19 protein-coding genes are annotated in these 22,930 nt (G+C 63.3%); 12 read left to right on the top strand and 7 right to left on the bottom strand.

The genetic code is table 11. The annotated features are described in order from the left end of the window. From Q1V57_RS03930 to Q1V57_RS03920, 3 genes are all read right to left on the bottom strand, one after another. The coding region (locus Q1V57_RS03930) for a sigma-70 family RNA polymerase sigma factor (protein ID WP_300527745.1) at positions 1-1,482 on the bottom strand (1,482 nt) is incomplete at its 3' end. 49 nt (positions 1,483-1,531) lie between these two features. Beyond that, complete coding sequence (gene dnaG / locus Q1V57_RS03925; RefSeq protein ID WP_300527742.1) at positions 1,532-3,412, bottom strand: DNA primase; 1,881 nt, start codon at positions 3,410-3,412, stop codon at positions 1,532-1,534. Between the two features lie 74 nt (positions 3,413-3,486). Further along, positions 3,487-3,954, bottom strand: coding sequence for a GatB/YqeY domain-containing protein (locus Q1V57_RS03920; protein WP_300527739.1), 468 nt, complete (start codon positions 3,952-3,954; stop codon positions 3,487-3,489). Positions 3,955-4,295: 341 nt separating this feature from the next. Between Q1V57_RS03920 and carA the strand changes: the two genes are divergently transcribed. Continuing rightward, on the top strand, positions 4,296-5,468 hold the full coding sequence (gene carA / locus Q1V57_RS03915) for a glutamine-hydrolyzing carbamoyl-phosphate synthase small subunit (protein ID WP_300527736.1): 1,173 nt from the start codon (positions 4,296-4,298) through the stop codon (positions 5,466-5,468). Positions 5,469-5,482: 14 nt separating this feature from the next. Here carA and Q1V57_RS03910 read toward each other — a convergent pair whose 3' ends face one another. Next, positions 5,483-6,565 (bottom strand): serine hydrolase domain-containing protein, encoded by a 1,083-nt coding sequence (locus Q1V57_RS03910; protein ID WP_300527733.1) that lies wholly within the window; start codon positions 6,563-6,565, stop codon positions 5,483-5,485. Positions 6,566-6,646: 81 nt separating this feature from the next. Here Q1V57_RS03910 and Q1V57_RS03905 point away from each other — a divergent pair, with 81 nt between their 5' ends. From Q1V57_RS03905 to carB, 7 genes are all read left to right on the top strand, one after another. Beyond that, positions 6,647-7,186, top strand: coding sequence for a winged helix-turn-helix domain-containing protein (locus tag Q1V57_RS03905; RefSeq protein ID WP_300527730.1), 540 nt, complete (start codon positions 6,647-6,649; stop codon positions 7,184-7,186). Between the two features lie 170 nt (positions 7,187-7,356). Beyond that, positions 7,357-8,433 (top strand): hypothetical protein, encoded by a 1,077-nt coding sequence (locus Q1V57_RS03900; protein WP_300527728.1) that lies wholly within the window; start codon positions 7,357-7,359, stop codon positions 8,431-8,433. A 103-nt stretch (positions 8,434-8,536) separates the two neighbouring features. Then, complete coding sequence (locus Q1V57_RS03895; protein WP_300527726.1) at positions 8,537-9,484, top strand: hypothetical protein; 948 nt, start codon at positions 8,537-8,539, stop codon at positions 9,482-9,484. Between the two features lie 51 nt (positions 9,485-9,535). Beyond that, positions 9,536-11,047, top strand: coding sequence for a peptide ABC transporter substrate-binding protein (locus Q1V57_RS03890; protein ID WP_300527724.1), 1,512 nt, complete (start codon positions 9,536-9,538; stop codon positions 11,045-11,047). Between the two features lie 117 nt (positions 11,048-11,164). Then, positions 11,165-11,740 carry a TetR/AcrR family transcriptional regulator gene (locus Q1V57_RS03885; RefSeq protein WP_300527723.1) on the top strand — a complete coding sequence of 192 codons (576 nt, stop codon included), beginning with the start codon at positions 11,165-11,167 and terminating at the stop codon, positions 11,738-11,740. A gap of 313 nt (positions 11,741-12,053) precedes the next feature. Beyond that, complete coding sequence (locus Q1V57_RS03880; protein ID WP_300527721.1) at positions 12,054-14,165, top strand: S8 family peptidase; 2,112 nt, start codon at positions 12,054-12,056, stop codon at positions 14,163-14,165. A gap of 153 nt (positions 14,166-14,318) precedes the next feature. Beyond that, on the top strand, positions 14,319-17,579 hold the full coding sequence (gene carB, locus Q1V57_RS03875) for a carbamoyl-phosphate synthase large subunit (RefSeq protein WP_300527719.1): 3,261 nt from the start codon (positions 14,319-14,321) through the stop codon (positions 17,577-17,579). A gap of 62 nt (positions 17,580-17,641) precedes the next feature. Here carB and Q1V57_RS03870 read toward each other — a convergent pair whose 3' ends face one another. Beyond that, positions 17,642-18,169: a hypothetical protein gene (locus Q1V57_RS03870; RefSeq protein ID WP_300527718.1), complete on the bottom strand. Its 528-nt coding sequence runs from the start codon at positions 18,167-18,169 to the stop codon at positions 17,642-17,644. Positions 18,170-18,426: 257 nt separating this feature from the next. Between Q1V57_RS03870 and greA the strand changes: the two genes are divergently transcribed. Further along, positions 18,427-18,900 (top strand): transcription elongation factor GreA, encoded by a 474-nt coding sequence (gene greA, locus Q1V57_RS03865; RefSeq protein WP_300527717.1) that lies wholly within the window; start codon positions 18,427-18,429, stop codon positions 18,898-18,900. A 115-nt stretch (positions 18,901-19,015) separates the two neighbouring features. Here greA and Q1V57_RS03860 read toward each other — a convergent pair whose 3' ends face one another. Then, positions 19,016-20,770 (bottom strand): M23/M56 family metallopeptidase, encoded by a 1,755-nt coding sequence (locus Q1V57_RS03860; protein WP_300527716.1) that lies wholly within the window; start codon positions 20,768-20,770, stop codon positions 19,016-19,018. Continuing rightward, on the bottom strand, positions 20,767-21,147 hold the full coding sequence (locus tag Q1V57_RS03855; RefSeq protein ID WP_300527714.1) for a BlaI/MecI/CopY family transcriptional regulator: 381 nt from the start codon (positions 21,145-21,147) through the stop codon (positions 20,767-20,769). Before Q1V57_RS03855 ends, Q1V57_RS03860 begins: the two co-directional genes overlap by 4 nt. 111 nt (positions 21,148-21,258) lie before the next feature. Here Q1V57_RS03855 and Q1V57_RS03850 point away from each other — a divergent pair, with 111 nt between their 5' ends. From Q1V57_RS03850 to Q1V57_RS15890, 3 genes are all read left to right on the top strand, one after another. Beyond that, complete coding sequence (locus Q1V57_RS03850; protein WP_300527712.1) at positions 21,259-22,245, top strand: mitochondrial fission ELM1 family protein; 987 nt, start codon at positions 21,259-21,261, stop codon at positions 22,243-22,245. Beyond that, positions 22,242-22,676 (top strand): sulfur transferase domain-containing protein, encoded by a 435-nt coding sequence (locus tag Q1V57_RS03845; protein ID WP_300527711.1) that lies wholly within the window; start codon positions 22,242-22,244, stop codon positions 22,674-22,676. The genes Q1V57_RS03850 and Q1V57_RS03845 overlap by 4 nt, the downstream gene beginning before the upstream one ends. Before the next feature lie 135 nt (positions 22,677-22,811). Continuing rightward, positions 22,812-22,930, top strand: a 119-nt coding sequence (locus Q1V57_RS15890; protein ID WP_366145068.1) for an FAD-binding protein, incomplete at its 3' end; no start/stop codon positions are given.

The raw sequence follows: 22,930 nt of genomic DNA, 5'->3' as shown, positions 1-22,930 counted from the left end.
GAACTTGTAACCGCGGCGGTATTCGAACTTATCGACGGCCTTCATCAGGCCGATATTGCCTTCCTGGATCAGGTCGAGGAATTGCAGGCCGCGATTGGTGTATTTCTTGGCGATGGAGATGACGAGACGCAGATTGGCCTCGACCATTTCCTTTTTGGCCACGCGGGCCTCGCGCTCGCCCTTCTGCACGGTACGCACAATGCGGCGCAGATCCTCGATCGGCACGCCGGCGCGCTGGGTCAGATCGGCGATCTCGTCACGGATGGCATTGGCATCGGTCGCTTCACGCTCGATGAAACGGTCCCAGGCCTTGGACGTGCCGGCCATGGATTGCGGCCAGTCGGGGCTCAGCTCATTGCCGAAATAGCTGTCCATGAACTGGGCCCGCGGCACACCATGGGCGTCAGCCATGCGCAGCAGCTTGCCCTCGAGCGACATGCGCTCCTTGTTGATGGCGTAGAGCTGCTCAACCAGCGCCTCGATACGGGCGTTGTTGAGGTGCATGGTGTTGAGGTGGGTGACAATGGAATTCTGCGTCGCCTCGTATTTCTCGCGGCTCTGCTTGGTCAGGTCCTTGCCTTCGATACGCGCGGCAACGAGCTTGTCCTGCAGCTTGCGGAAAGCGGCAAAGTCGGTGGCGATGGAATCAAGGGTTTCCATGACGCCGTCGCGCAGCTCCGCTTCCATCGCGGAAAGCGACAGGGCGGCGCCGTCATCGTCATCGTCATCGTCCGAGTTTTCGGAGCTCTCGCCCTCTTCACCCTCTTCGCCTTCGGCCTTGGCGTCGTCTCCATCCTCGTCGTCAGGATCATCCGCCTTGGGACCGGTGGCCGGGATCGGGGTCTCGCCTTCAGCGGTCTCGCCCTCGCCTTCGCCCTCTTCCTCGCTCTCGCCTTGCTGACCGCCATAGGTCGCGTCGAGATCGATGATGTCACGCAGCAGGACCTGGCCTTCCTGCAGCTCTTCGCGCCACACCATGATGGCTTCGAAGGTCAGCGGGCTTTCGCACAGGCCGCGGATCATCGCATTTCGGCCGGCCTCGATGCGCTTGGCAATAGCGATCTCGCCTTCGCGGGACAACAGCTCGACCGAACCCATCTCGCGCAGATACATCCGCACCGGGTCATCGGTACGATCGGCGGAAGAGCCGGTATTCTGGCCGGTGACCGCAGTCTTCGCCGCCGTGGCGACAGCCTTGCTGTCGCTGGCGGGAGCCGCAGCGCCATCTTCGTCACGGTCCTCCTCGGCATCATCATCCTTGTCGATGACATTGATGCCCATCTCGGAGAGCTGTGCGAGCACGTCCTCGATTTGCTCAGACGAGAACTCCTCGCTCGGCAGCACGGCATTGAGCTCGTCATGCGTGACGTAGCCGCGCTTCTTGGCGTTCTTGATGAAGTTCTTGACGGTCTGATCGGTCAGATCGAGCAGCGGTCCGTCTTGTTGTTCCGATGCTTCGTTGGCTTCGGCCGGCTTGGTCATCTAATCGTCCCTGATCGCACGAGTGGCTGGTGCGCGATTTGATTTCGTCTCAATCGGACTCGTCTCTGGCGTTCTCGCGGCGATAGGCTTCGCTGATGCTTCGAACGCTTTCGGAGTCATTCTCTGTGATTTTCTTCTCTGCGAGCGCGCGCAATTCCTCGCGCTGCTCCTGGCTGCCACACTGTCTCATATAGACAGAAGCCAGCCGTCTCCAAGCCCCGGCTCGCACCGCAACTGAAGCGTCTGGTCCACCTATAGTCGCCCGCATGGGCCCCCGATTGACTTCCAAGCGTTTAATATCTTGCGCAAATCCGCGCGACAGAAGCTCTGCCTGAAGCTCGCTGGAAGACACAGCCGGTCCGAGAGAGCATGCGTCTAAAACGCCGTCACGCAAATTGTCAAGCGGACCAAAGGAAATAAGTGCGATTTCTTCAATCAATTCCTCGACTAGATCGGGCCATTCCAGGAGCGCGACAAGCAGCATCATGCCATTGGTATTGGTCACGCCCCGGCGCAGATCGGCTGCGTCGACACGGCCCTGCTGCACACCCAGCCGCCGCTTCATCTCCGCTGAGGCCCCCAAGCGCACCTGGCGCCCGCCGCGCCAGTCGCGCTGTCCGCCCCGCCCCTGATAGCCCTGCTCGCGGCGTGGCGGCCCGAAGGCCGCGTCCATGCGGCGCTCAAACTCGGCCTTGTATTCCTCGCGCACATCGTTGTTGGCGATGGTCGAGGTCAGCGCCCGAATGCGTTTGCGGAATCCGGCGCGGCGGTCCGGGTCGGTCAGGGGTTCCAGCTCCACCTCATGCTCCCAGAGCACGTCGATCAGGGCGCGGGTATCCTCGACCAGGCCATGCAGCGCCTTGGGCCCGCTGGCACTGAGCACATCATCGGGGTCCTGCCCCTCCGGCATGAAAGCAAAGCGCAGCGTCCGCCCCGGCTCCAGCAGGGGCAGAGCCCGCTCGGCAGCCTTCAGGGCAGCGGCTTGTCCGGCGCGGTCACCGTCCAGGCACATCACCGGCTCATCACCCGCCCGCCAGAGCAATTGCAATTGCTCCTCGGTCACGGCCGTCCCCAGCGGGGCCACAGCCTGTTCCAGTCCGGCCCGGGCCAGGGCGATCACATCGAGATAACCCTCAGCGACGATCAGACCCTTGGCGCCCGCCTTGGGGTCGGCCGCAGCGCGGCGCGCCTTGGGAAAATTGTAGAGCACCGAGCCCTTATGGAAGATCGGCGTCTCCGGCGAGTTGAGATATTTCGCCCGCACATCCTTCGACAGCGCCCGCCCGCCAAAGGCCACCAGCCGCCCGCGCGGATCATGGATCGGGAACATGATGCGGTCCCGGAAACGGTCATAGGGCGAACCATCATCGGGCTGGATCAACAGCCCGCACTCGATGAGATCATCGACCGGCGCCCCCGCACTAACCAGCTCGTCCTTGAGGTCGTGGCGCCCGGCCGGGGCATAGCCGATCCCGAAATGCTTGCAATCGAGCCCGGTCAGACCGCGGCCCTTGAGATAGTCGCGTGCGTGTTCGGCCTGTGGCGCGCGCAGGGAGCGCAGAAAGAAGGCCTGCGCCGCCTCCATCCATTCGACCAGGGACTTGCGCCGCTGGGTGCGCTCTTCGTGTTGCGGGTCAGACTCAGGCAGGGACAAGCCGGCCTCGGCCGCCAAACGCTCCGCCGCCTCCATGAAGGACAGCCCCTCAATCTCCTGCAGCCAGGAGAAGGCATCGCCATGCTTGCCGGAGGAGAAGCAATGGTAGAAGCGCTTGTCATCATTGACGTAGAAGGAGGGCGTCTTCTCCTTCTTGAAGGGCGACAGGCCGACAAATTCGCGGCCCTGGCGCTTCAGCTGGACGGACCGCCCGACCAGATCGGACAGGCGCACACGTCCCTTGATTTCGTCAATGAAGTCTTCGCCCAGGCGCATCGCGCTCCTGCCTGCCTTCCTGCCCCGATCAGCCGGACAGGTTGGCCGGAAAAACCGGCCGCGTCACTAGTGCTTTACGCAGCGCCGGTCAGCAGGTCCTTGACCTTGGCCCCGGCCTTGCCGAAATCCATGCGCCCGGCATAGCGGGTTTTCAGCTCCGCCATGCAACGGCCCATATCCTTCAGCCCATTGGCATCCAGCTCGGAGACCACGCCGGCCGTTGCATCGGCGATCTCGCCATCATCCATCGGCTTGGGCAGGAATTCGGCCACGATCGCGGCTTCGCCACGCTCGGCTTCGGCGAGGTCGAGACGACCGGCCTTTTCATATGTGTCGGCGCTTTCCTCGCGCTGCTTTTGCAGCTTTTGCAGGATGGCCATGATTTCAGTTTCCTCGCAGCCACCGCAGCGGTCTTCCGCGCGGGCAGCGATGTCACGGTCCTTGATGGCCGCAGAAATCAGACGCAGCGTCGACAGACGGGCCTTGTCCTTCGCCTTCAGGGCGGTTTTGAGTTCTGCGGAAATCCGGTCGCGGAGCTTCATGAGATTAACTCGCTTTGCTTCGGCACACTGCCAAACCTGCGTGATCTGCCTTTATGTGGGTGGCTTTTTTTGTCGACGCAACTGACGTTTAACGCGTGCTTCAAATCCTTCGTGGTCTGGCACTCATTATTGCAGCGCTTCAAAAGCGCGCCTCCCCAAACCAAGGAGCGGGTGATTATGCCGTCTGTGTGAAAGAATCAAGACACTTTTCGCGACGGCGATCGCGGCAGGTTACCCGGTATTGACCCGAGGTCTAGGACAGACTAGTCACCCGGCCGTTTATCCACCGGTCGACGTCGGCGCGATTCCGCGTCATAAGGCGCCAAACAGGAGATCGCCCCATGTCCGATATGCAAGCCGACCGTCCGACCGCCGCCCTCGCGCTGGCTGATGGCAGCGTTTTCGTCGGCACCGGGAGCGGGGCAACCGGCATGGCCACCGGCGAGCTTTGCTTCAACACGGCGATGACCGGGCATCAGGAAATCCTCGCTGACCCCTCCTATGCCGGCCAGGTCGTGTGCTTCACCTTCCCGCATGTCGGCAATGTCGGCGCCAATCCGGAAGATGAGGAAGCCGCCAGCGCACCGGCCAAGAAGGCCGCGGTCGGCATGGTCAGCCGGGTCGAGATCACGCCGCCGGCCAATTATCGCGCCGAACAGGCCTTTGACGAATGGATGCGGGCCCGCGGTATCGTCTCCATCTCCGGCATTGATACGCGCGCCCTGACCCGCCGTATCCGCGAGCATGGCATGCCGATGTGCGCCATCGCCTATGATCCGGCCGGCGGGATCGACATTGACGCGCTCAAGGCCGCCGCAGCTGGCGCCACCTCGATGGAAGGCCGCGAACTGGCCGCCGATGTCGCCCGCGAAAGCGCGGACGACTGGGACCAGGGCGCTTGGAGCTGGAATGAGGGCTTTGCCGAAGGCCCGGAAAACGGACCGCGTGTGGTCGTGCTCGATTATGGTGTGAAGGCCAATATCCTGCGCCTTCTGGTCGATGCCGGTGCCCGTGTCGCGGTGGTTCCGGGCAAGACCAGCGCGGAGGACGTGCTGAAACTGTCCCCGGACGGTGTCGTTGTTTCCAATGGTCCGGGCGACCCGGCTGCAACCGGCGAGTACGCCCTGCCGACGCTGCAAGGCCTGATCGAGGCCGGCACGCCGATGCTGGGCATTTGCCTGGGCCACCAGATGCTGGCCCTGGCGGTCGGCGGCAAGACGATCAAGATGGCCCAGGGCCATCATGGCGCCAATCACCCGGTCAAGAACCACGAAACCGGCCAGGTCGAGATCGTCTCCATGAACCACGGCTTCGCCGTGGACGGCGCCTCCCTGCCGGACGGCGCCATCGAGACCCATGTCTCGCTCTTCGACGGCACCAATTGCGGCTTCAAGCTCGCCGACAAACCGGTCCAGGCCGTCCAGCACCACCCCGAAGCCAGCCCAGGCCCGCAGGACAGTTTCGGCGTGTTCAAGGGTTTTGTCGGCTCGCTGAAGGCCAGCGAACAGGCCTGATCTAACCCTCCGGGCTACTGCAAGAACAAGGCGCGTTGCATCGCACCGACCATGAAGTCGGCGGCGGCAGGCGGTTGATTGGCGAGGGCGATGATCAGCACGCCCTGGTCGGGCAGCTCGCGCCAATGGGCGTTGAAGTGCCGGCTACCGCCATTGTGCCAGTAGATCGTGCCGAGCCGGTCGTGCTGCTCGACCACCAGGCCATACCCGTAATAGGACCGCTCTTCACCGGTCTCGTCGATATAGGGCGTGCGGACGAGATCACGGGCGTGCTCGGAGACGAGCTCGCTGCGTGAAAAAGCGCCAAGCCAGGCCGCCATGTCGCCGGCGCTGGAGACCAGCCCGCCATTGCCGATCAGATTGCCGCCGGGCGCGTGGCCGCCCCACGACAGATCGATCACGCCTTCACCCTGAGCCGACAGGACAGAGCGAGCGGGGTCATAGGCCTCGGCATAGCCCGTCGCTGCAGCGCCATGTGCAGACAGCGTCTGCATGACCAGGGTTTCATAGCTTTGCCCGGTAACACGTTCGAGCACGGCAGCGGCAAGGCTGTAACCGAGATTGGAGTAGCGATAGGTGCTTCCCGGCTCATACAGCAGCTCGGTCCTGGCCGCGCGCCGGACAATCTCATCCAGAGATACCGCTTCATGATCGTCGCCGAGAATATCCACCAGCCCGGCGCTATGGGTCAGTAATTGATGCGTGGTCAGCTGCGCAATCGTCGAACCGGCCACGTCCAGATAGGTGTCGAGCGGGGCCTGCGGATCGAGATGTCCGGCAGCAATCTGTTCGGCTGCAAGAATGCCGGTCACCGTCTTGGTGATCGAGGCGATATCGAGCTGGGTATCGCGCGAAAAGGCGATGTCGAAATGATGCTCGGCACTGGCATCCTGGCGAGCGCTGCCGGCCCCGTTTTCAAACACGACCTCACCATTGCGAATGACGATGACATAGCCTGTGAAACCGTCCGCCACTTGCCCGTCAAACGCATCCGCCAGCCGTTCGCGCGCACCGGTATCAGCGAGAGCCGCCGCGCTTATACCGAGCGCCATGGCGCCGGCAATCAAGGCGCGTTGGACAAATGTCTGTAACTTCATAATACGACCTTTCATGTCTGTGATAGGTCAGGAGTGCCGCAAAGGGTCGCTGACGACCTGTCGAAAACGTTTTGGATAGATATGACCTCGAACGCTGAACGCCCTACCTGGTATGCACTGGACGCTGTCCAGGTCGAGATCAGCGAAGGTCTGCTTCAGATCGGGGCGGAGCAGAAGCGGCTGGAGCCGCGCATTGCTGGCGTACTTGCCCTGCTGGTCCAGCGCAATGGCGAAGCGGTGACGCGAGATGAGTTCCTCGACACGGTCTGGGATGAAGACGGGTCGGACGAAGCCCTGACCCAGGCCATCTCGCGCCTGCGCCACTTGCTCGGCGATCGCGATCTGATCAAGACATTGCCGCGCATTGGCTATCGGCTTTCAGTCACACCCCTGCGCCTCGCCGCGGCACCGACAGACCAGCACCCGGTGCCGGACATGCCGACGCTGACAATCCCGAAAACCTATATCTACGGCCTGCTCAGCGGTGCCGCTCTGGTGATCGCGGCCCTGGCCATGACCCTGATCTTCGCAGCGCCCTCGCTGGAGACCCGGGAAACAATCGAACTGGAAGTCGAAGACGGCCCGGATGTCGAGTTCCACCGAATTCCCGATGATGGCTAAGCCGGACGGCTGAATATCGAGCGCATGGCCGTCAGCACAACTCTGGCACCACAGTCCGGGCGGGTTAAGTCGGCCCATATCGACTTTGGGTAGAGCCGTGCTAGCCTGCTTCCATGCAAGGCCTTACTGCACACCGGCTCCCCATTCTCCCGCTTTTAATGGCAGGCCTGATGATCGTGGCTGGCTGCAGCACCAATGCCGCGGAGCGGCGTGAGCAGGCAACCCGTGTTTTCCAGGAGGACCTCCGGAACAGCTGGGTGGCTGAGGACGAAGTCCTTGGATACCGCGACATCCGCGTGGCCGATGCAAGCGAGCTGGCCGGCCTGAGTGGCGCCGAGCTCGGCCGGTTTCTTGAGCTCCACCAGGACGGCGTCCGCCTGATCCCGGTTTTCAGCTTCCACCATAATGATCAACGCATTGAGATCATTCAGGGATATCGCGGTCGCGGCCAGTATGCCGGCAATACGGATGTCTACCAGGCCATTGAATCCCCGTTCCGCCAGCATCGGGATTATCAGCGTATTTATCGTCAAAACCACGCCTTCGTCTTTATCGATGGCACGCTCGCCTGGGCACTGGATCAGGATCAGCTCTCTGATTTCGATCGCCTGGCCATCGACGCCTGGCCATTAGGTGCGCCGCCATATAGCGATGGCTTCGACAGCCTGATGGCGCGGCTGGAGAGATTGCGACTGAACGGTCCTGCACGCTTTGCCCGTTTTGTTAATCCGCCTGGCAATGATGACCAGCAGCCACGCTTGGCCCTCACCACTACGCTCACACGCCCAGCGCCAACATCAAGCCGTACGGTTTTCACCTGGCCGCAGGGATGGCTGGACCAGGCAATCAGCGGCTACACGCTGGAACCGGACGAGATCAATCGTCTCTCGACCTATCCCGGGGAGCTTCGCACCATCCGCGTGGGTGATCGCCTTCCGGCTTGGCCAAGCTATTACGAGCAACTGCCCGAGCGTTATGAGCTGGTCCAGCGCTTTCCCGCCGGGCCAGGCTATGCGCTTGTCGGGATCAAAGTCACACCAAGCTTTGAATGCACGCCTTATGGCAATGATTGCGGCTTGATCGCAGACCGGCGCTACTGGATCGGTGTCCGAGAGGGTGTGGTGGAGTGGATAGATCTCGACCTTCCGCCTATCCGTGACAATCACCTGCACGCGTGGAGTGTTCGCGACCGGGTCTGCGCTTACCTGCAGGCGAGCGAACAGGGCACGCAAGGCTATTGCCGGTAAGGCCCGCCGATTTTACCTGCAACCCCTCCGAAAACACGGTTCCACAACCGCAGACTTCGATTAATCTGCACACTGTATCCGTCGTCAGCGCAGCGGCAGGCCCATGCAATACAGATCCTGGCTCGATACTTGGCTTTCGCGCGACCATAGCGGCTCGTATCAGGCCCATGGTCCGCAGGACGGCGATGTCATTACCGGCTGTGCGACCAGCTACACGCCGGAGGAAGTCCAGATTTTCACCCGCTCGCTGCGGCGGCATCATGACGGTCCGGCTGTCCTGATCGTTAATGAAGATGCCCCGATCATCGAGTATCTTCGAGACCACTCGATCGACGCTTTCATTGTGCCGCGCAGCAAGCGATCGGATGTTCATATTGTCACCCGGCGCTTTGCCTACCTGCTCTCCATGCTGGAACTGAAACGCGATTGGGGCCGGGTTTTCACCTGCGATGTCCGCGATGTGATGTTCCAGGCCTCGCCGTTTTCGCTGCCGGTCGAGCACGAACTGGAAGTCTATCAGGAACGCGAGATCGGGACGCTGGCTGAGCATTCCGCGTCGAAGAAATGGACACGCCGCGCCTATGGCGCCGACGCCTTTGCCCGCATCAAGGACCAGCCCGCCCTGTGCGGCGGGGCTATGCTGGGGACGCGGGCAGCTCTGGCAAGACTGGTTCGCGCCATGCTCAACCTCAACCTGATCCCGCGCAGCGCCGTGGCCAGTGCCTTCGGGGCCGATCAGGCCGCGCTCAATCTCGCAGTCCATGATGGTCTGGTAGAGGCAAAGGTGGTCGCCAATCACGAACGCGTCTCCACCATCGGCGCCCATCTCGACGCCTTGACCATTACCCGGGATGACCGGCTGGTGCGGCCCGATGGCTTCATGCCGCCGGTGATCCACCAGTTCGATCGTGACCCGGATCTCACCGCGGCTGTCGAACGTCAGACCGGCCTGCCCTTCGTGACACAGCTGGACCAGAAACACAGCCCGCTGGCAATCTGGTATGACCGGCGCCGGCGCTCGCTGCAGCTGCGTCTGCCGGAATTGCGCTAGGCGGATCGATTGCGCTGGCCTCATTGCCGCGAAGCGCGCTAGCGTCGCGTCATGCCATTTTCGCTTAACCGCCGATCTGTTGTCCTGTCCGCCGCTGCGCTGGCGGCCTGTGGGCGCAATGAAATACCGGCGGACACCTTGCGCGTCGGCGTCACCGACCTGCCCGACAGCCTTGATCCGGCGCGCGGAGAACTCTCGGCGGCGGCGCTGATCTATTATCAGGTTCATGCCGGGCTGACAGATTACGGCCCGGATGGCGAACTGGCGCCGGGCTTGGCGGAAAGCTGGAGCGTCAGCCCGGACGGGCTGGTCTGGACCTTCACCTTGCGCGAGGAGCTGGCCTGGTCCGATGGCCGCCCGCTGACCGCGCATGATATAGTCTGGTCGGCTCAGCGCCTGGTCGATCCCGCTGAAAGCTTTTCCGATCTCGGCGATTTCTACGCCGTCGAGAACGCCCGCGCCGCCCTCGCAGGCGAGGTCACGCCGCAGGCTCTGGGCGTCACGGCGCTGAATGACCGCATGGTCTCCTTCCGCCTGACCACCCCGCTTGGGCTTTTTCCGGTTCTGATGCGCGAATTCTATCCGGTTCCGAGACACCAAATCGAGCGCCTGGGTGATGACTGGATCGAGCCGGAATACTGGGTGTCGTCCGGCGCCTATACCATTGCCAGCGTCAGCACGAGCGCGATCAGCCTGTCGCGCAACCCGCATTATTATGGGCGCAGCAGCGTCGCCATTCCGCGTATCGATGTCCTGTCGGTGCGCGATGATGCCACCCGGGTGCGCCTGTTCCGGGCCGGAGAGCTCGACCTGGCCCAGAGTCCGCCCGCCAACCAGATTGCTTTCCTGCGCGGGGAATTGGGTGACCGGCTGCGCGGCTTTGAGGCGCCGATCCTGCGCTATCTCAAGCTCAACCATGCCCGCTCCCCGCTGGACCAGCGCGCCAACCGGATCATGCTGTCGCGTGCCGTGGACCGGGACTTTATCGCTCGCGAGATCTATGCCGGCGCGGCGAGCCCGGCCCCCGGCGTGCTCAAGGGCAGCCCCAATACGCCGCCGCCTGCGCCTGACAGTTTCCAGTTCTCCCGGCCTTTGGAGATCCGCACCACAACCGGCATGGGCGAACGCGTGGCCGTTGCGCTGGCCGATGACTGGCGCCGCATCGGGGTCGAGACGGAGATCCTCGTCAGCTATCCCACCGACCTCTACCAGGCTGTCGATGCCGGTAATTTCGATATCGCCGTGGCCGGTTTCAATCGCGGCCTGAAATCCGACCCCTTCTTCATGCTCGACCCGTTCGGCCCCAGCGGTTTTGCCGCCAATTTCAACTGGGTCGATGACGAGTTTGCGGCCATCATGCAGGCTGCGCGGGCGGAGAATGACCCGGCGCTGCGGGCTCAGACCTATTTCAGCGCCGAAGCGCGCCTGCTACAGCAGGCGGCGATCGTCACCCTGGCGCATGAACGCGCGCACTGGCTGGTCGAGCCGCGTGTCACCGGTACGCGTGCCAGCGTTCAACCCATGCTGTGGCGCAATCTCGGGCTGGCGGACAGGCGGGCCTGAATCCGCGGACAGGGGTATGTTCACAAGCGCTTGAGTTATAACTCAAACCATTGATTGGCTCGACGCTGCCGACCTATAGTCATAGCGATCTAGCGCGCCATCTCCCAAGGTTCCCGAATGGCCAATCTTGTAGCCAAAATCAGTTCCGACCAATGGCTCGCCGCGGCCCGTGACCTGCTTATCGAAAGCGGCATTTCCGGGGTGAAGGTCGACGTCATGGCGACACGGCTTGGGGTATCGCGTGGCGGCTTCTACCACCATTTCGGCAACCGGGCGGCGATGTTCGACGGTCTGCTGGAGAAGTGGCAGCAGGAGAACCAATTCTTTGATGCCCCGGTTCCGGGTATGAGTGCGCAGGACGCCTGGAATGCGTTTCATACCGGGTTTGAAGTCCTCATCCGCCAAGACCGGTTTGATCCGGAATTTGAACTCGCGGTTCGTGACTGGGCGAAAATCTCGACCCAGGTCCGTGACGCGGTCTACCAGGTGGATGACCAGCGCACTCAGGTCTTTTTCGATCTGTTCAAAGCCCTTGGCCGCCCGGACCGGGAGGCCCGCCTGCGCTCGCAAATGCTCTACCTGCACCAACTCGGCGTCTATGCAGCCCAAGTGCATCAGCGCCGTTCCTTCGACGAGCGGATGCAGGACTTCGCCCCCTATATGCGCTTCCTGATCGGCGACCCTCCACGCTGAAGCGTTACTGTCAGCCTGCCCGCCGGCATCATTGCCAAAGTGTAATTCACCGGACAGGACGGCAATACATACACCACTGCATGTTTTAACCCGGGCACGCCTCGCCGGCGGTTGAACCTTGCCGCTGGCCTTATTCGTCTTGGGGGAGACGCCTATGCTGCACACATGCCGACGCGCTTGGACAGCGCTCCGCACGGCCGGTTCAATTCTAGCGGTAATGGTCATGGCCAGCGCCTGCGCCAGCGGCGGATCATCCGCCAACATCGTTGATCCGCCGCCTCCCCCGCCCCCTCCGCCGCCACCGCCGCCCCCGGTGACCGGGCCGGCTGCCTTCGAGACGGCGGAATACCAGGCCCAGTACGGGCTGGGTCTGATGAACACCTCCCACGCCTATGCCGAGGGCGCCTTTGGCGCTGGCGTCACCGTTGCGGTCATCGATAGCGGGATTGACGCATCACTGCCGGAGTTTGCCGGACGCCTGGCGCCTAATTCAGTGTCGATCTGGGAACAACAGGGCGGCACGGTCGGTGACTACAATAACGGCCACGGCAGCCTGGTCGCCTCGGTGATTGCCGCCAACCGCAATGATGTCGGCACCCATGGCGTCGCGCCCGAGGTGACCGTGCTGGCGATCCGCGTCGACCGCGGCGTCGAGGATGCCTCCAATCCGGGCTCAAGCTTCCCACTCTACACCGAAACCGACCTTGCCCTGTCCATCGATTATGCTGTCGACCAGGGCGCCGATGTGATCAATATCTCTCTCGGCCGGCCGCCAGAATTCTACGAAAGCAATGGCAATGCGATCCGGGCCGCCCTGGAACGGGCTGCCAGTGCCGGCATTGTCGTGTCGATTGCCGCGGGCAATTTCAATCCCAGCACACCACTGGAAAACCGGATCACCACTTCGGTGCCGCAGATCTTTGCCGACAATGCGGAGATGAACGGGCATCTCGTCATTGTCCCGGCGATCGATCAGAATTCACAGATCGCCGGGTTCTCGGCCCGGGCCGGTGATCTGGCCAATTTCGCCATCTCCGCCCCTGGCGCTGACATCTATATCGCGCTGTCCGAAGCGCTCACCGGCAATGCCAATGGCACATCGGCTGCGGCGCCGCATATCGCCGGCGCCCTGGCTCTGATCCTCGGCCACTTCCCCAACATGACGCCGATCGAGGCGCTGCAGCTCCTCTATGACACAGCCCGCGATCTCGGCGATCCCGGAGTCGATGACATCTATGGCCACGGCGCGCCGGACCTGGAAGCGGCTTTCGCGCCGCAGGGCAATGCGCAAATGGCGCTCAGTGACGGCAAATCCACGCTCGGCATCGCCGGTTTGATCGACGATACCGACGGCGCCTTTGGCGACTGGACCCGCCATACCGCCCTGTTCGAGGACGCGGTATTCCTTGATGATTACGACCGGGCCTTTTCGGTCAATGCCTATCTGCGCACGCAGACCTATCTGCCAACCATGCTACCGGCGCTGGAACAGGCCGCCCGGCGGACCACCGACCAGGTCCGCCATATCGCGCTGACGCCCTTCACAAGTGCAAGCCTGCTCGAGCCGCAACCGGAGCTGCAGCCCTTCAGCCAACTTGATGCGGAAATGACTCGGCAACAGCCCGGTTTTGCCTTCGACACGCGCCAGGGTGACTGGCGAGTCCGCGCCGGACGCGGCTTCGGTGCGCCCGGTACAATCGACGGCACGCAGCAGGCTGTGCTCGGCGGTACCGCCCATGTGGGCGCAACGGCGCAGCTTGGCCTGCAGCGCAGCTGGGGTGCCGCCAGCTGGTCGCCGGGCGCCTGGGAGATCGGTCTGCGCACCTCGGGCAATGGCGCGGCGGGCTTCCAGGCCGTCTCCCTGGCCCGCCGCATAGATGATCACCAGATCGCCATGGAAACCGGGAATGTCGTCGAGGCCCGCAGCGCCATGGGCAGCCAGACGCTGGCCGCGGGCTCACATCACAGCCGCACGGCTTTTGCGGCCGTGGCGTGGAGCGGTCCCGTACAGGGGAATTGGCAGGGCTCGGCCCGGGTCGAGCTGGCCTATCCGGAGCTGGCCATGCCCGGAAGTATGGAGGTGATCGAGCCGCCACTAGCGAGCGCCTGGTCGCTGGCCCTGTCGCGCCCGCTGGGTAATGGCGCGCTCGGACTGCATATCAGCCAGCCCTTGCGTGCAGAACGCGGCATGATCCGCGCCGACATGCCGGTCGCGGTCAATGATAACGGTGAACTGGTGTTCGAACAGCGCACCGGGGCGCTGACACCATCCGGGCGAGAAATATCGGCCGAGGTCAATCTGAACTGGACCGTCCCGGGTGGAGCCGGGGCGACGCTCGCGACCCGCTATACGCGGGAAGCCGGGCATTCGACCTATGCCAGGGACGATATCTCGCTCTGGTTCGGATTGCGGGCGCGGCACTAAAACTGCCGCGCAGCGCGCTTATCCGCATCTGCCCTCTCGCCTTCTCTTCGAATCCGGGCTAGGACCCCCTCTCAGCATCCAATTCAAGCGCGACACGCTCCTCCGGGACTTTCCGGCGGGGTGGAACGCGCACGCACGTGAGCAGGACCGCCCATGCCCAAACGTTCCGACCTGAACTCCATTCTCATCATCGGCGCCGGCCCGATCGTTATCGGCCAGGCCTGCGAATTCGATTATTCCGGGGTTCAGGCGGTCAAGGCGCTGAAGGAAGAGGGCTACCGGGTCGTACTGGTCAATTCCAACCCGGCCACCATCATGACCGATCCGGAATTGGCGGATGCGACCTATATCGAGCCGATCACGCCGGAAATGGTCGCCAAGGTGATCGAGAAGGAGCGCCCGGATGCGCTGCTTCCGACCATGGGCGGCCAGACGGCGCTGAACTGCGCCCTGGAACTCGACAAGCGCGGCGTGCTCGACCTGTTCGGTGTCGAGATGATCGGCGCCAAGGCAGACGTTATCGACAAGGCGGAAAACCGCGAGCGTTTCCGGGCCGCCATGGACAAGCTCGGTCTGGAGAGCCCGCGCTCGCGCGTCGTGCACTCGATGGCGGAAGCGGAAGCGGTGATGAGCGAGATCGGCCTGCCGGCCATTATCCGCCCGTCCTTTACCCTGGGCGGCACCGGCGGCGGCATCGCCTATAATATCGAGGAATACCGCACGATCTGCCAGAGCGGGCTCGATGCCTCGCCGGTGACGGAAATCCTGGTCGAGGAATCCATTGTCGGCTGGAAGGAATTCGAGATGGAGGTCGTCCGCGACAAGGCGGACAATTGCATCATCATCTGCTCGATCGAGAATATCGATCCGATGGGCGTGCATACCGGCGACTCGATCACCGTCGCTCCGGCCCTGACCCTCACGGACAAGGAATACCAGATCATGCGGACCGCCTCGATTGCGGTCCTGCGCGAAATCGGCGTCGAGACCGGCGGGTCCAATGTTCAGTTCGCGGTCAACCCGAAGGATGGCCGCCTGGTCGTCATCGAGATGAACCCGCGCGTCTCGCGATCCTCGGCCCTGGCCTCGAAGGCGACCGGCTTCCCGATTGCCAAGGTCGCAGCCAAGCTGGCCATTGGCTATACGCTCGACGAGATCGCCAATGACATCACCGCCGGCGCCACCCCGGCGAGCTTCGAGCCGACGATCGACTATGTCGTCACCAAGATCCCGCGTTTCGCTTTTGAGAAATACCCGGGTGCCGATTCCAACCTCACCACGTCGATGAAGTCGGTCGGTGAGGCCATGGCCATTGGCCGCTCTTTCCAGGAAAGCATGCAGAAAGCCCTGCGCTCGCTGGAAACCGGCCTGGACGGGTTTGACGAGATCGATATCCCGGGCGCCGATGAAGCAACCGATGAGGCCACCCGCAAGGAAGCGGTGCGCGCCGCCCTGACCAATCCGACGCCGGACCGCCTGCGTGTCATCGCCCAAGCCTTCCGCGAAGGCCTGACGCTGGATGAAGTCGAACGCGCCTCGCTGTATGAGCCCTGGTTCCTGCGCCAGATCGAAGCCCTGGTGCATGCTGAGAATGAGGTCTCGACCATGGGCCTGCCGGCGGACGCCAAGGCCTTCCGCCAGCTCAAGATGATGGGCTTTGCCGATGCCCGCCTGGCGCAGCTGTCCGGCAAGACCGAGGCGGAGGTCCGCAAGGCCCGGCGCGATCTCGGCGTCCGCCCGGTCTTCAAGCGCGTGGATACCTGCGCCGCCGAATTCCGTGCCGCCACGCCCTACATGTATTCCTGCTATGAAACCCCGGGCTATGACGGCGTCGCCGATTGCGAGAGCGAGCCGACCGGGGCGAAGAAAGCCATCATTCTCGGCGGCGGCCCGAACCGGATCGGCCAGGGCATCGAGTTTGACTATTGCTGCTGTCACGCCGCCTTTGCCTTCGCCGAGATGGGCCTTGAATCCATCATGGTGAATTGCAATCCGGAAACCGTCTCGACCGATTACGACACCGCGGACCGCCTCTATTTCGAGCCTCTGACCATCGAGGACACGCTCGAGCTGATCGACAAGGAGCGCGAGAATGGCGAGCTGCTCGGCGTCGTCGTCCAGTATGGCGGTCAGACGCCGCTGAAACTGGCCGGAGAGCTGGAAGCGGAAGGCGTGCCGATCCTGGGCACCCTGCCGGATGCCATTGATCTCGCCGAGGACCGCGACCGCTTCAAGCAATTGCTCGATGATCTTGGGCTGAAACAGCCGCCCAACGCGATTGTACGCTCCGAAGAAGAGGCCCGCGCGGCCGCGGAAAAGCTTGGCTTCCCGCTGGTCCTGCGCCCGTCCTACGTCCTCGGTGGCCGGGCCATGGAAATCGTCCGCGAGACCGACAGTTTCGAGCGCTATCTGCGTGAGGCGGTCAATGTCTCGGGTAATTCCCCGCTCCTGCTCGACCGCTATCTGACCGATGCCGACGAGATCGATGTCGACGCCATTTGTGATGGTGAGGATGTCTGGGTGGCCGGCGTGATGCAGCATATCGAGGAAGCCGGCGTGCACTCCGGCGACAGTGCCTGCTCGCTGCCGCCCTATTCCTTGTCCGACGAGATGATCGCCGAGCTCAAGCGTCAGGCCGTGGAAATGGCCAAGGCGATCGGCGTGCGCGGGCTGATGAATGTCCAGTTCGCCGTCAAGGACGACACCATCTACGTGCTCGAGGTCAATCCGCGTGCCTCGCGGACTGTGCCTTTCGTCGCCAAGGCGATCGGTGAGCCGGTCGCCAAGCTGGCGGCCAAAGTCATGGCCGGCGCAAAGCTGTCCGACTTCAACCTGACCGACCCGGCGCCGAAACATGTTTCGGTCAAGGAAGCCGTGATGCCGTTTGCGCGCTTCCCGGGCGTTGACCCGGTATTGGGTCCGGAAATGCGCTCCACCGGCGAGGTGATGGGGATCGACACGCTGTTCGAAGCCGCCTTTGCAAAGGCGGAACTTGGCGCAGGCATCGCCCTGCCGCGCACCGGCGCGGTCTTCATCTCGCTGAAGGAAAGCGACAAGGCGGCGATGATCGATCCGGCCCGGGTGCTGGTGATGCTCGGCTTCACCATTCTGGCGACCGGTGGAACGGCCACGACATTCGAGGATGCCGGCGTTCCGGTGACGCGCGTCAACAAGGTGTTTGAGGGCCGGCCGCACATCGTCGATCTGATGAAAAATGGCGAGGTCCAGCTGATCTTCAACACGACCGAGGGACGCCAGTCACACCTGGACAGCTATTCCATCCGCCGCACGGCGCTGGACATGAAGATCCCCTGCTACACGACGGCATCAGCGGCCCGCGCGGCCATCGCCTCGATCCGCCGGATCGATGACGGAGCGCTCGAGCCGCAATCGCTGCAATCCTATAATGTCTGACGAAAAATCGGCCGCTCCTGACGAGGAGCGGCCGGTTTCTTGTCGCAGCGCTACAGCGAGGGTTAGCCGGCGCCGGCCATGACCCGTGCTGCACCTGCACCGGCAGCAATCGATTCGAAATCGAAATTCGACACGCCACCGCTCAGCCGCAACAGCTGTACCGGCTGATCGTTGGAGATCAGGATCAAATCGGCCTTGCCGTCATTGATCACATTGGCGCCGCCAATCCACCAGTTATTGCGCGAGGACGAGCTGCCCTGGCCGAGATAGAGCGTCACCGGCGCTGCATTGGCGAAGGTCACCTTGAGCGCATACATGAAGTTCAGCTCATCCGGCGTACCGCCGCCGTGATAGCCGGCATATTCGTGGTACTGCCCGCCGCAGGCGTCGTTGAAAGCATCAGCCACATCGGAGGTTTTGTGCCGGCCGCAATTCACCGTCACCTGCCAGACGCCATTGCCCAGGTTTTTCGGCGTCGGTCCGGACTCGTAGGGCTGACCGTCGGAGATCAGAAACGTTCCGTCGATATATTCGATATTCTCGATCAGATCAGATTTGAGGGTCACATCATTCGTATGTGAGGACGTCATAACGCACCACCTTTCCCGTGTTTAAATTGAGGGTGACAAGCAATGCGAACGTTCGCTGGCAATCTCTGCACTGACGCATCTCGAGACGCGCAAGGATAGCAAATCTGGCCCCTTTAAACAACCAGACCGCGCGAAACCGAGGACTGGCAGCGTCTGCATGTCCCGGTGCGCTTGCATGGGGCGGACTGCAAACCTACTCTTGATAGCGACAGCGCGCAGCGCTAGCGTTTTGTGCTCTCCCGAAGATAAGTGGTCGCATGAACAAGATCCCTATGACCGCCGCGGGTCACCAGGCCCTCGACGAAGAAATGAAACATTTGAAAACCGTGGAACGCCCCGCCGTCATTGCGGCGATTGCTGAGGCGCGCGAACACGGCGACTTGTCCGAGAATGCGGAGTATCACGCCGCCAAGGAGCGCCAGGGCTACATCGAGGGCCGTCTGGCCGAACTCGAGGACAAGCTGGCCCGCTCGCAGGTCATCGACGTGTCACGCATGAGTGGCGAGCAGGTGAAGTTCGGTGCCACCGTGACCGTGTTCGACGAAGATACAGAGGAAGAGTCGACGTACCAGATCGTGGGTGATGACGAAGCCGATGTGAAAGCCGGCAAGATCTCCATCTCCTCGCCGATCTCCCGCGCCATGATCAACAAGGAAGTCGGCGATGTCGTCGAGGTCAACGCGCCCGGCGGGCTGAAGTCCTACGAGATCGTGACAGTCGCCTGGCTCTGACAACCGCCTATTCAGGCAGGGAAGATGAACGGCCGGAGCTGCCACTCCGGCCGTTCTTGCGTTCCGGTTTTGGGAATGCGGAGCGGGCTAAAGAACTCCCCGGAACGCAAACCCGTTATTGCAGCTGATTGCGGGCCGGCAAGCCGGGAATGTGCTCGCCCGGATCAACGCGCTCGCCATTATAGCGCAGCTCGACATGCACATGCGGTCCGGTCGAGGCGCCGGTCGAACCGACGCGGCCGATGCGGCTGCCCGCTTGCACTACCTCGCCAACCTCGACATTGATGGTGTGCATGTGGGCATACAGGGTCGACCAGCCCTCACCGTGATCAATGACCACCGTATTGCCCCAGCGCTGCGAGCCGCCATAGCCCATATCGGCATGGGTCACGACGCCGGCGCCGGGCGCATTGATAGCCGTACCCAGGGGCGCGGCGACATCAACGCCGTGATGCATGCGCGGCGCGCCAGCCGGGCGCGCCGGGCGGTCGCCATACAGGCTGGTGATACGGCCATCAGTCACAGTGTGGCTGAAACGAGGTGTAGACGCTGTCAGACCGGCTCCGGCCGGGGCCGAGGCGATAACCCGCGGCAAGCGATCCGCTGATGGTGCCATGGCGAGCACGACCTCGCCGGACGGTGCGGTCAGTCCCGGTTCCACTTGCGGTGCCGGGCTAGGCTCGGCTACCGGCTCAGCGCGCACCACCGGACGGGGGTCGGACGTCGCCCGGTGCACTGGCTCGCCCAGGGGCGCAACGGCAGGCAGGGCGCTGAGGTCGGCGATCGGCCCAACAGCAGGTTCAGGTGTGGGCTCGGGGGTGGGCTCGGCCAGCGGGGCGACAGACGGCAGGGGCTGGACATAGACCGGTACCTGCTGTTCGACACGGTCGGTCATCAGGGTCTGGGCCAGGGCGACGGGGCTAAGCACGGCGCTGGCGGCCAGCACGATCAGCGAGGCAGACCGCGCCGAGCGGGGGCGGCGGTTCAAAATGGCTTTGATACGCATTTCACGAAGTCTCCGGTTATCGGCCCCGAAGGCTGAGGCGGGGGCAGAGGCCGCCTGCATGAGACCGATCAAACTAGCCGCATAGGGCTTGCGGGCCCCGCTTCCCAAAATCTCCAGCACCTCGGCGTCGCAGGCCATCTCGCGCGCCGCATCAAGGTGGAATTCCAACTGCCGCAACGGCCAGTGAAACCAGAACACGGTCTTCAACGCCGTGCCGATCAGACGGTCGCGCTCATCGCCGCGGCGCAGATGCACCAGCTCGTGCAGCAGGGCGAACCGGGCGGTTTGCGGCGCCTCGGCCAGGGCGGCCGGGGCCAGGATGATCTCGCGCCAGCCGGTCAGGACCGGGCTGTCGACATCCTCGCGCACCAGCAATTCCGGCATGCGCGTCCCGCTGAGATGGGCGGCACCGCGCAACACGGCGTCGATTTGCGGACTACCGGGCCGGGCCTCGGCAAGCAGGCGCTGGCGCGTGCAGTGGCGATGCCAGCAGCCGATCAGGGCCAGACCCAACCCCAGCCCATAAATCGCGCCGAGAATGCTCATGAGCGCCGACGCCGACGGCCAGGCCAGCCCGGCCGGCGCCGGCTCTACGGGTTCGGCGCTATCGACATGCAAGCTGTGAAACTCGACCGGCGTGCCGATCTCGTATTGCGGCACCGCAACCTCGCGCGTTTGCGGTACGAAATGAATCACCGGCGCGGCCACAACCGGGAGCAGGGTCAGGATCCGGAAGGCGCGCCAGACCTCGTCAGTGAGCGGCGCGAAATGGCGCTCAAACACGCGCGCGGCGAGCAGGAGCACCAGCCCGGCCAGCACCGACACGGTGACGCCGAGCACGATTGCCTGGACCAGACCACTCATTCCCCGTCCTCCTCAAGCAGGCGGGAAAGCGCTTGCGCCTCCTCCTCCGTGAACAGGCGGCTGGACGCAAAGGCGGTGGCCGGGAGTGGCTGGTCGAGTTCGAGCACTTTGGAGGCGAAATCACGGATCAGATCGCTCATCAGCGAGACTTTTTCCACGCTCGCTTCAAACACGGAGAGCCCGTGTACATCCTTGCGTGCGACCAGGCCCTTGTCGGCCATGCGGGTGATCAGGGTCCGGGTGGTGGAGTAGGACCAGCCGGTTTCCGGTTCGACCTTGGTGTGGATCTCGCGCGCGCTTTGTGCGCCCTCGGCCCAGAGCTGTTTGAGTACGGCCAGTTCGGACTGGGACGGTTGCGCCGGATTTGCCTTGCTCACGCGATCACCTCATAGCGTTGTCGCTACGCTTGTAGCACTGCGTTACAAGTGTCGCAACCCCGGATATGCGCCCGGCTTGACGCGACCGGTCCTGCAGTTTCTAACCGGGTGATGGACGACACGCTTTCCTCTCCCGCCCCGGCCATTATTTGGGTCGTATCCGATGGGCGCCGCGGTATCGAGAACCAGGCCCTGGGACTGGCCGAAGCGGTCCAGCGCCGCACCCATGCGAGTGCAGACAAAGGCACAGGCGCCGAGATCCACAAGGTCGTGGTGCGCAAGGATCGCTATGTCACCCTGCCCGACAGCCCGCCGCCGGACCTCTGGATCGGCTGCGGCCGGGCCGCCATTCCGCTGGTCCGCAAACATCGTCAGATCTTCCCGGATTGTTGCTTCGTCTACGTCCAGGATCCGCGCACCCAGTATAATGAGTTCGACCTGATCCTGGCGCCCGAGCACGACCGGCTGCGCAAACCCAATGCGATCAGCATGATCGGATCGCCCAACCGCATCACGCCGGACCAGCTCAATACTGCCCGGCAGGACTTCGCGGCACAGATCGAAGCCCTGCCCGGACCGCGGGCCGCCATCCTCATTGGCGGCAAGTCAAAGCGGTTCGAGATGACCGGCGAGATCCAGGATTATCTCCTGGGCCGGCTGCACCAGCTTTACGATCAGGGCATTGCCCTGATGATCACCGTGTCGCGGCGCACGCCCGATGCGGTCGCCGAGCGGCTGCGCGAAAGCTTCAAGGATCGTGAGCGGGTCTGGTTTTTCGACGGCGAGGGCGAGAACCCCTATTTCGCTTTTCTCGCCGCCGCCGACTGGATCTTCGTCACGGAGGAATCGACCAATATGCTGGTCGAGGCCGCCGCCACGGGCCATCCCGTCTATGCCCTGCCGATGGCCGGAGAGCCGGGCAAGTTTGCTTGCCTGCACGCCGCCCTGGAAGGCCATGGCGCCCTCAAACCCTATCTCGGCCAGCTGCAGCGCTGGTCCTACCCGCCCCTGTTCGAGACTGACCGGGTCGCCGACATAGTCCTGCGCCGCTGGCGCGCTATGTCGCAATCCGGTGCCAAGATGGAGACACGTGCATGAGCCAGCCCGCCGCTGAAGTGGTCCGCCACGACCGTATTATTCTCGCCGCCCAACCCGACCTTGCAGCCCTGGATGCCTGGGTTGAGGGTGGCGCCAAAGCGCTGGTCAACTCGCGCACCCCGGAAGAGACCGCCAGCCTGCCCTTTGACCTCAAGGCGGAAGCGGAAGCGCGCGGCCTGACCTATCTGGAACTTCCGATCGGCGGTGCCTATGGCGCCTCCCCGGCCCTCGCCGGCCAGCTGGCCGCACTGCTCGACAACACGCAGGGCGATGTCGTCATGCACTGCAAGTCCGGCACCCGCTCGGCCCATCTCTATGGCGCCCTGCTGCTGAGCCGCGACCCCTCCATCGCCAATGTGTTTGACCATATCGGCTGGCCCGGCGGCCGCGACCCGAACATGGTCGCCGCGCTGATGCCCGGTGAGGGCTGATAACCCGACCGCACCGCCGCCCTGCGACGCGTTACTGCAACGCTGGGCGGGCAATTTTGAAAACAGGTCTTATATAGGCGTCAGACGACTCGGCGCCGTCCTGCGCCGCGCACTCAAAAGACTTAAGGAAGACCCATGTCGGACACGCGTCACTCGCGCCTCATCATCATCGGCTCGGGCGCAGCAGGCTACACCGCTGCGATCTACGCCGCCCGCGCCATGCTCGAGCCCACCCTGATCGCCGGCCTGCAGCC

It is taken from the genome of Maricaulis sp. (assembly GCF_030149425.1).
GTDB lineage: Bacteria > Pseudomonadota > Alphaproteobacteria > Caulobacterales > Maricaulaceae > Maricaulis.
The sequence above is the reverse complement of the archived record's forward strand: the minus strand, read 5'-3'. Positions and strand labels throughout refer to the sequence as shown.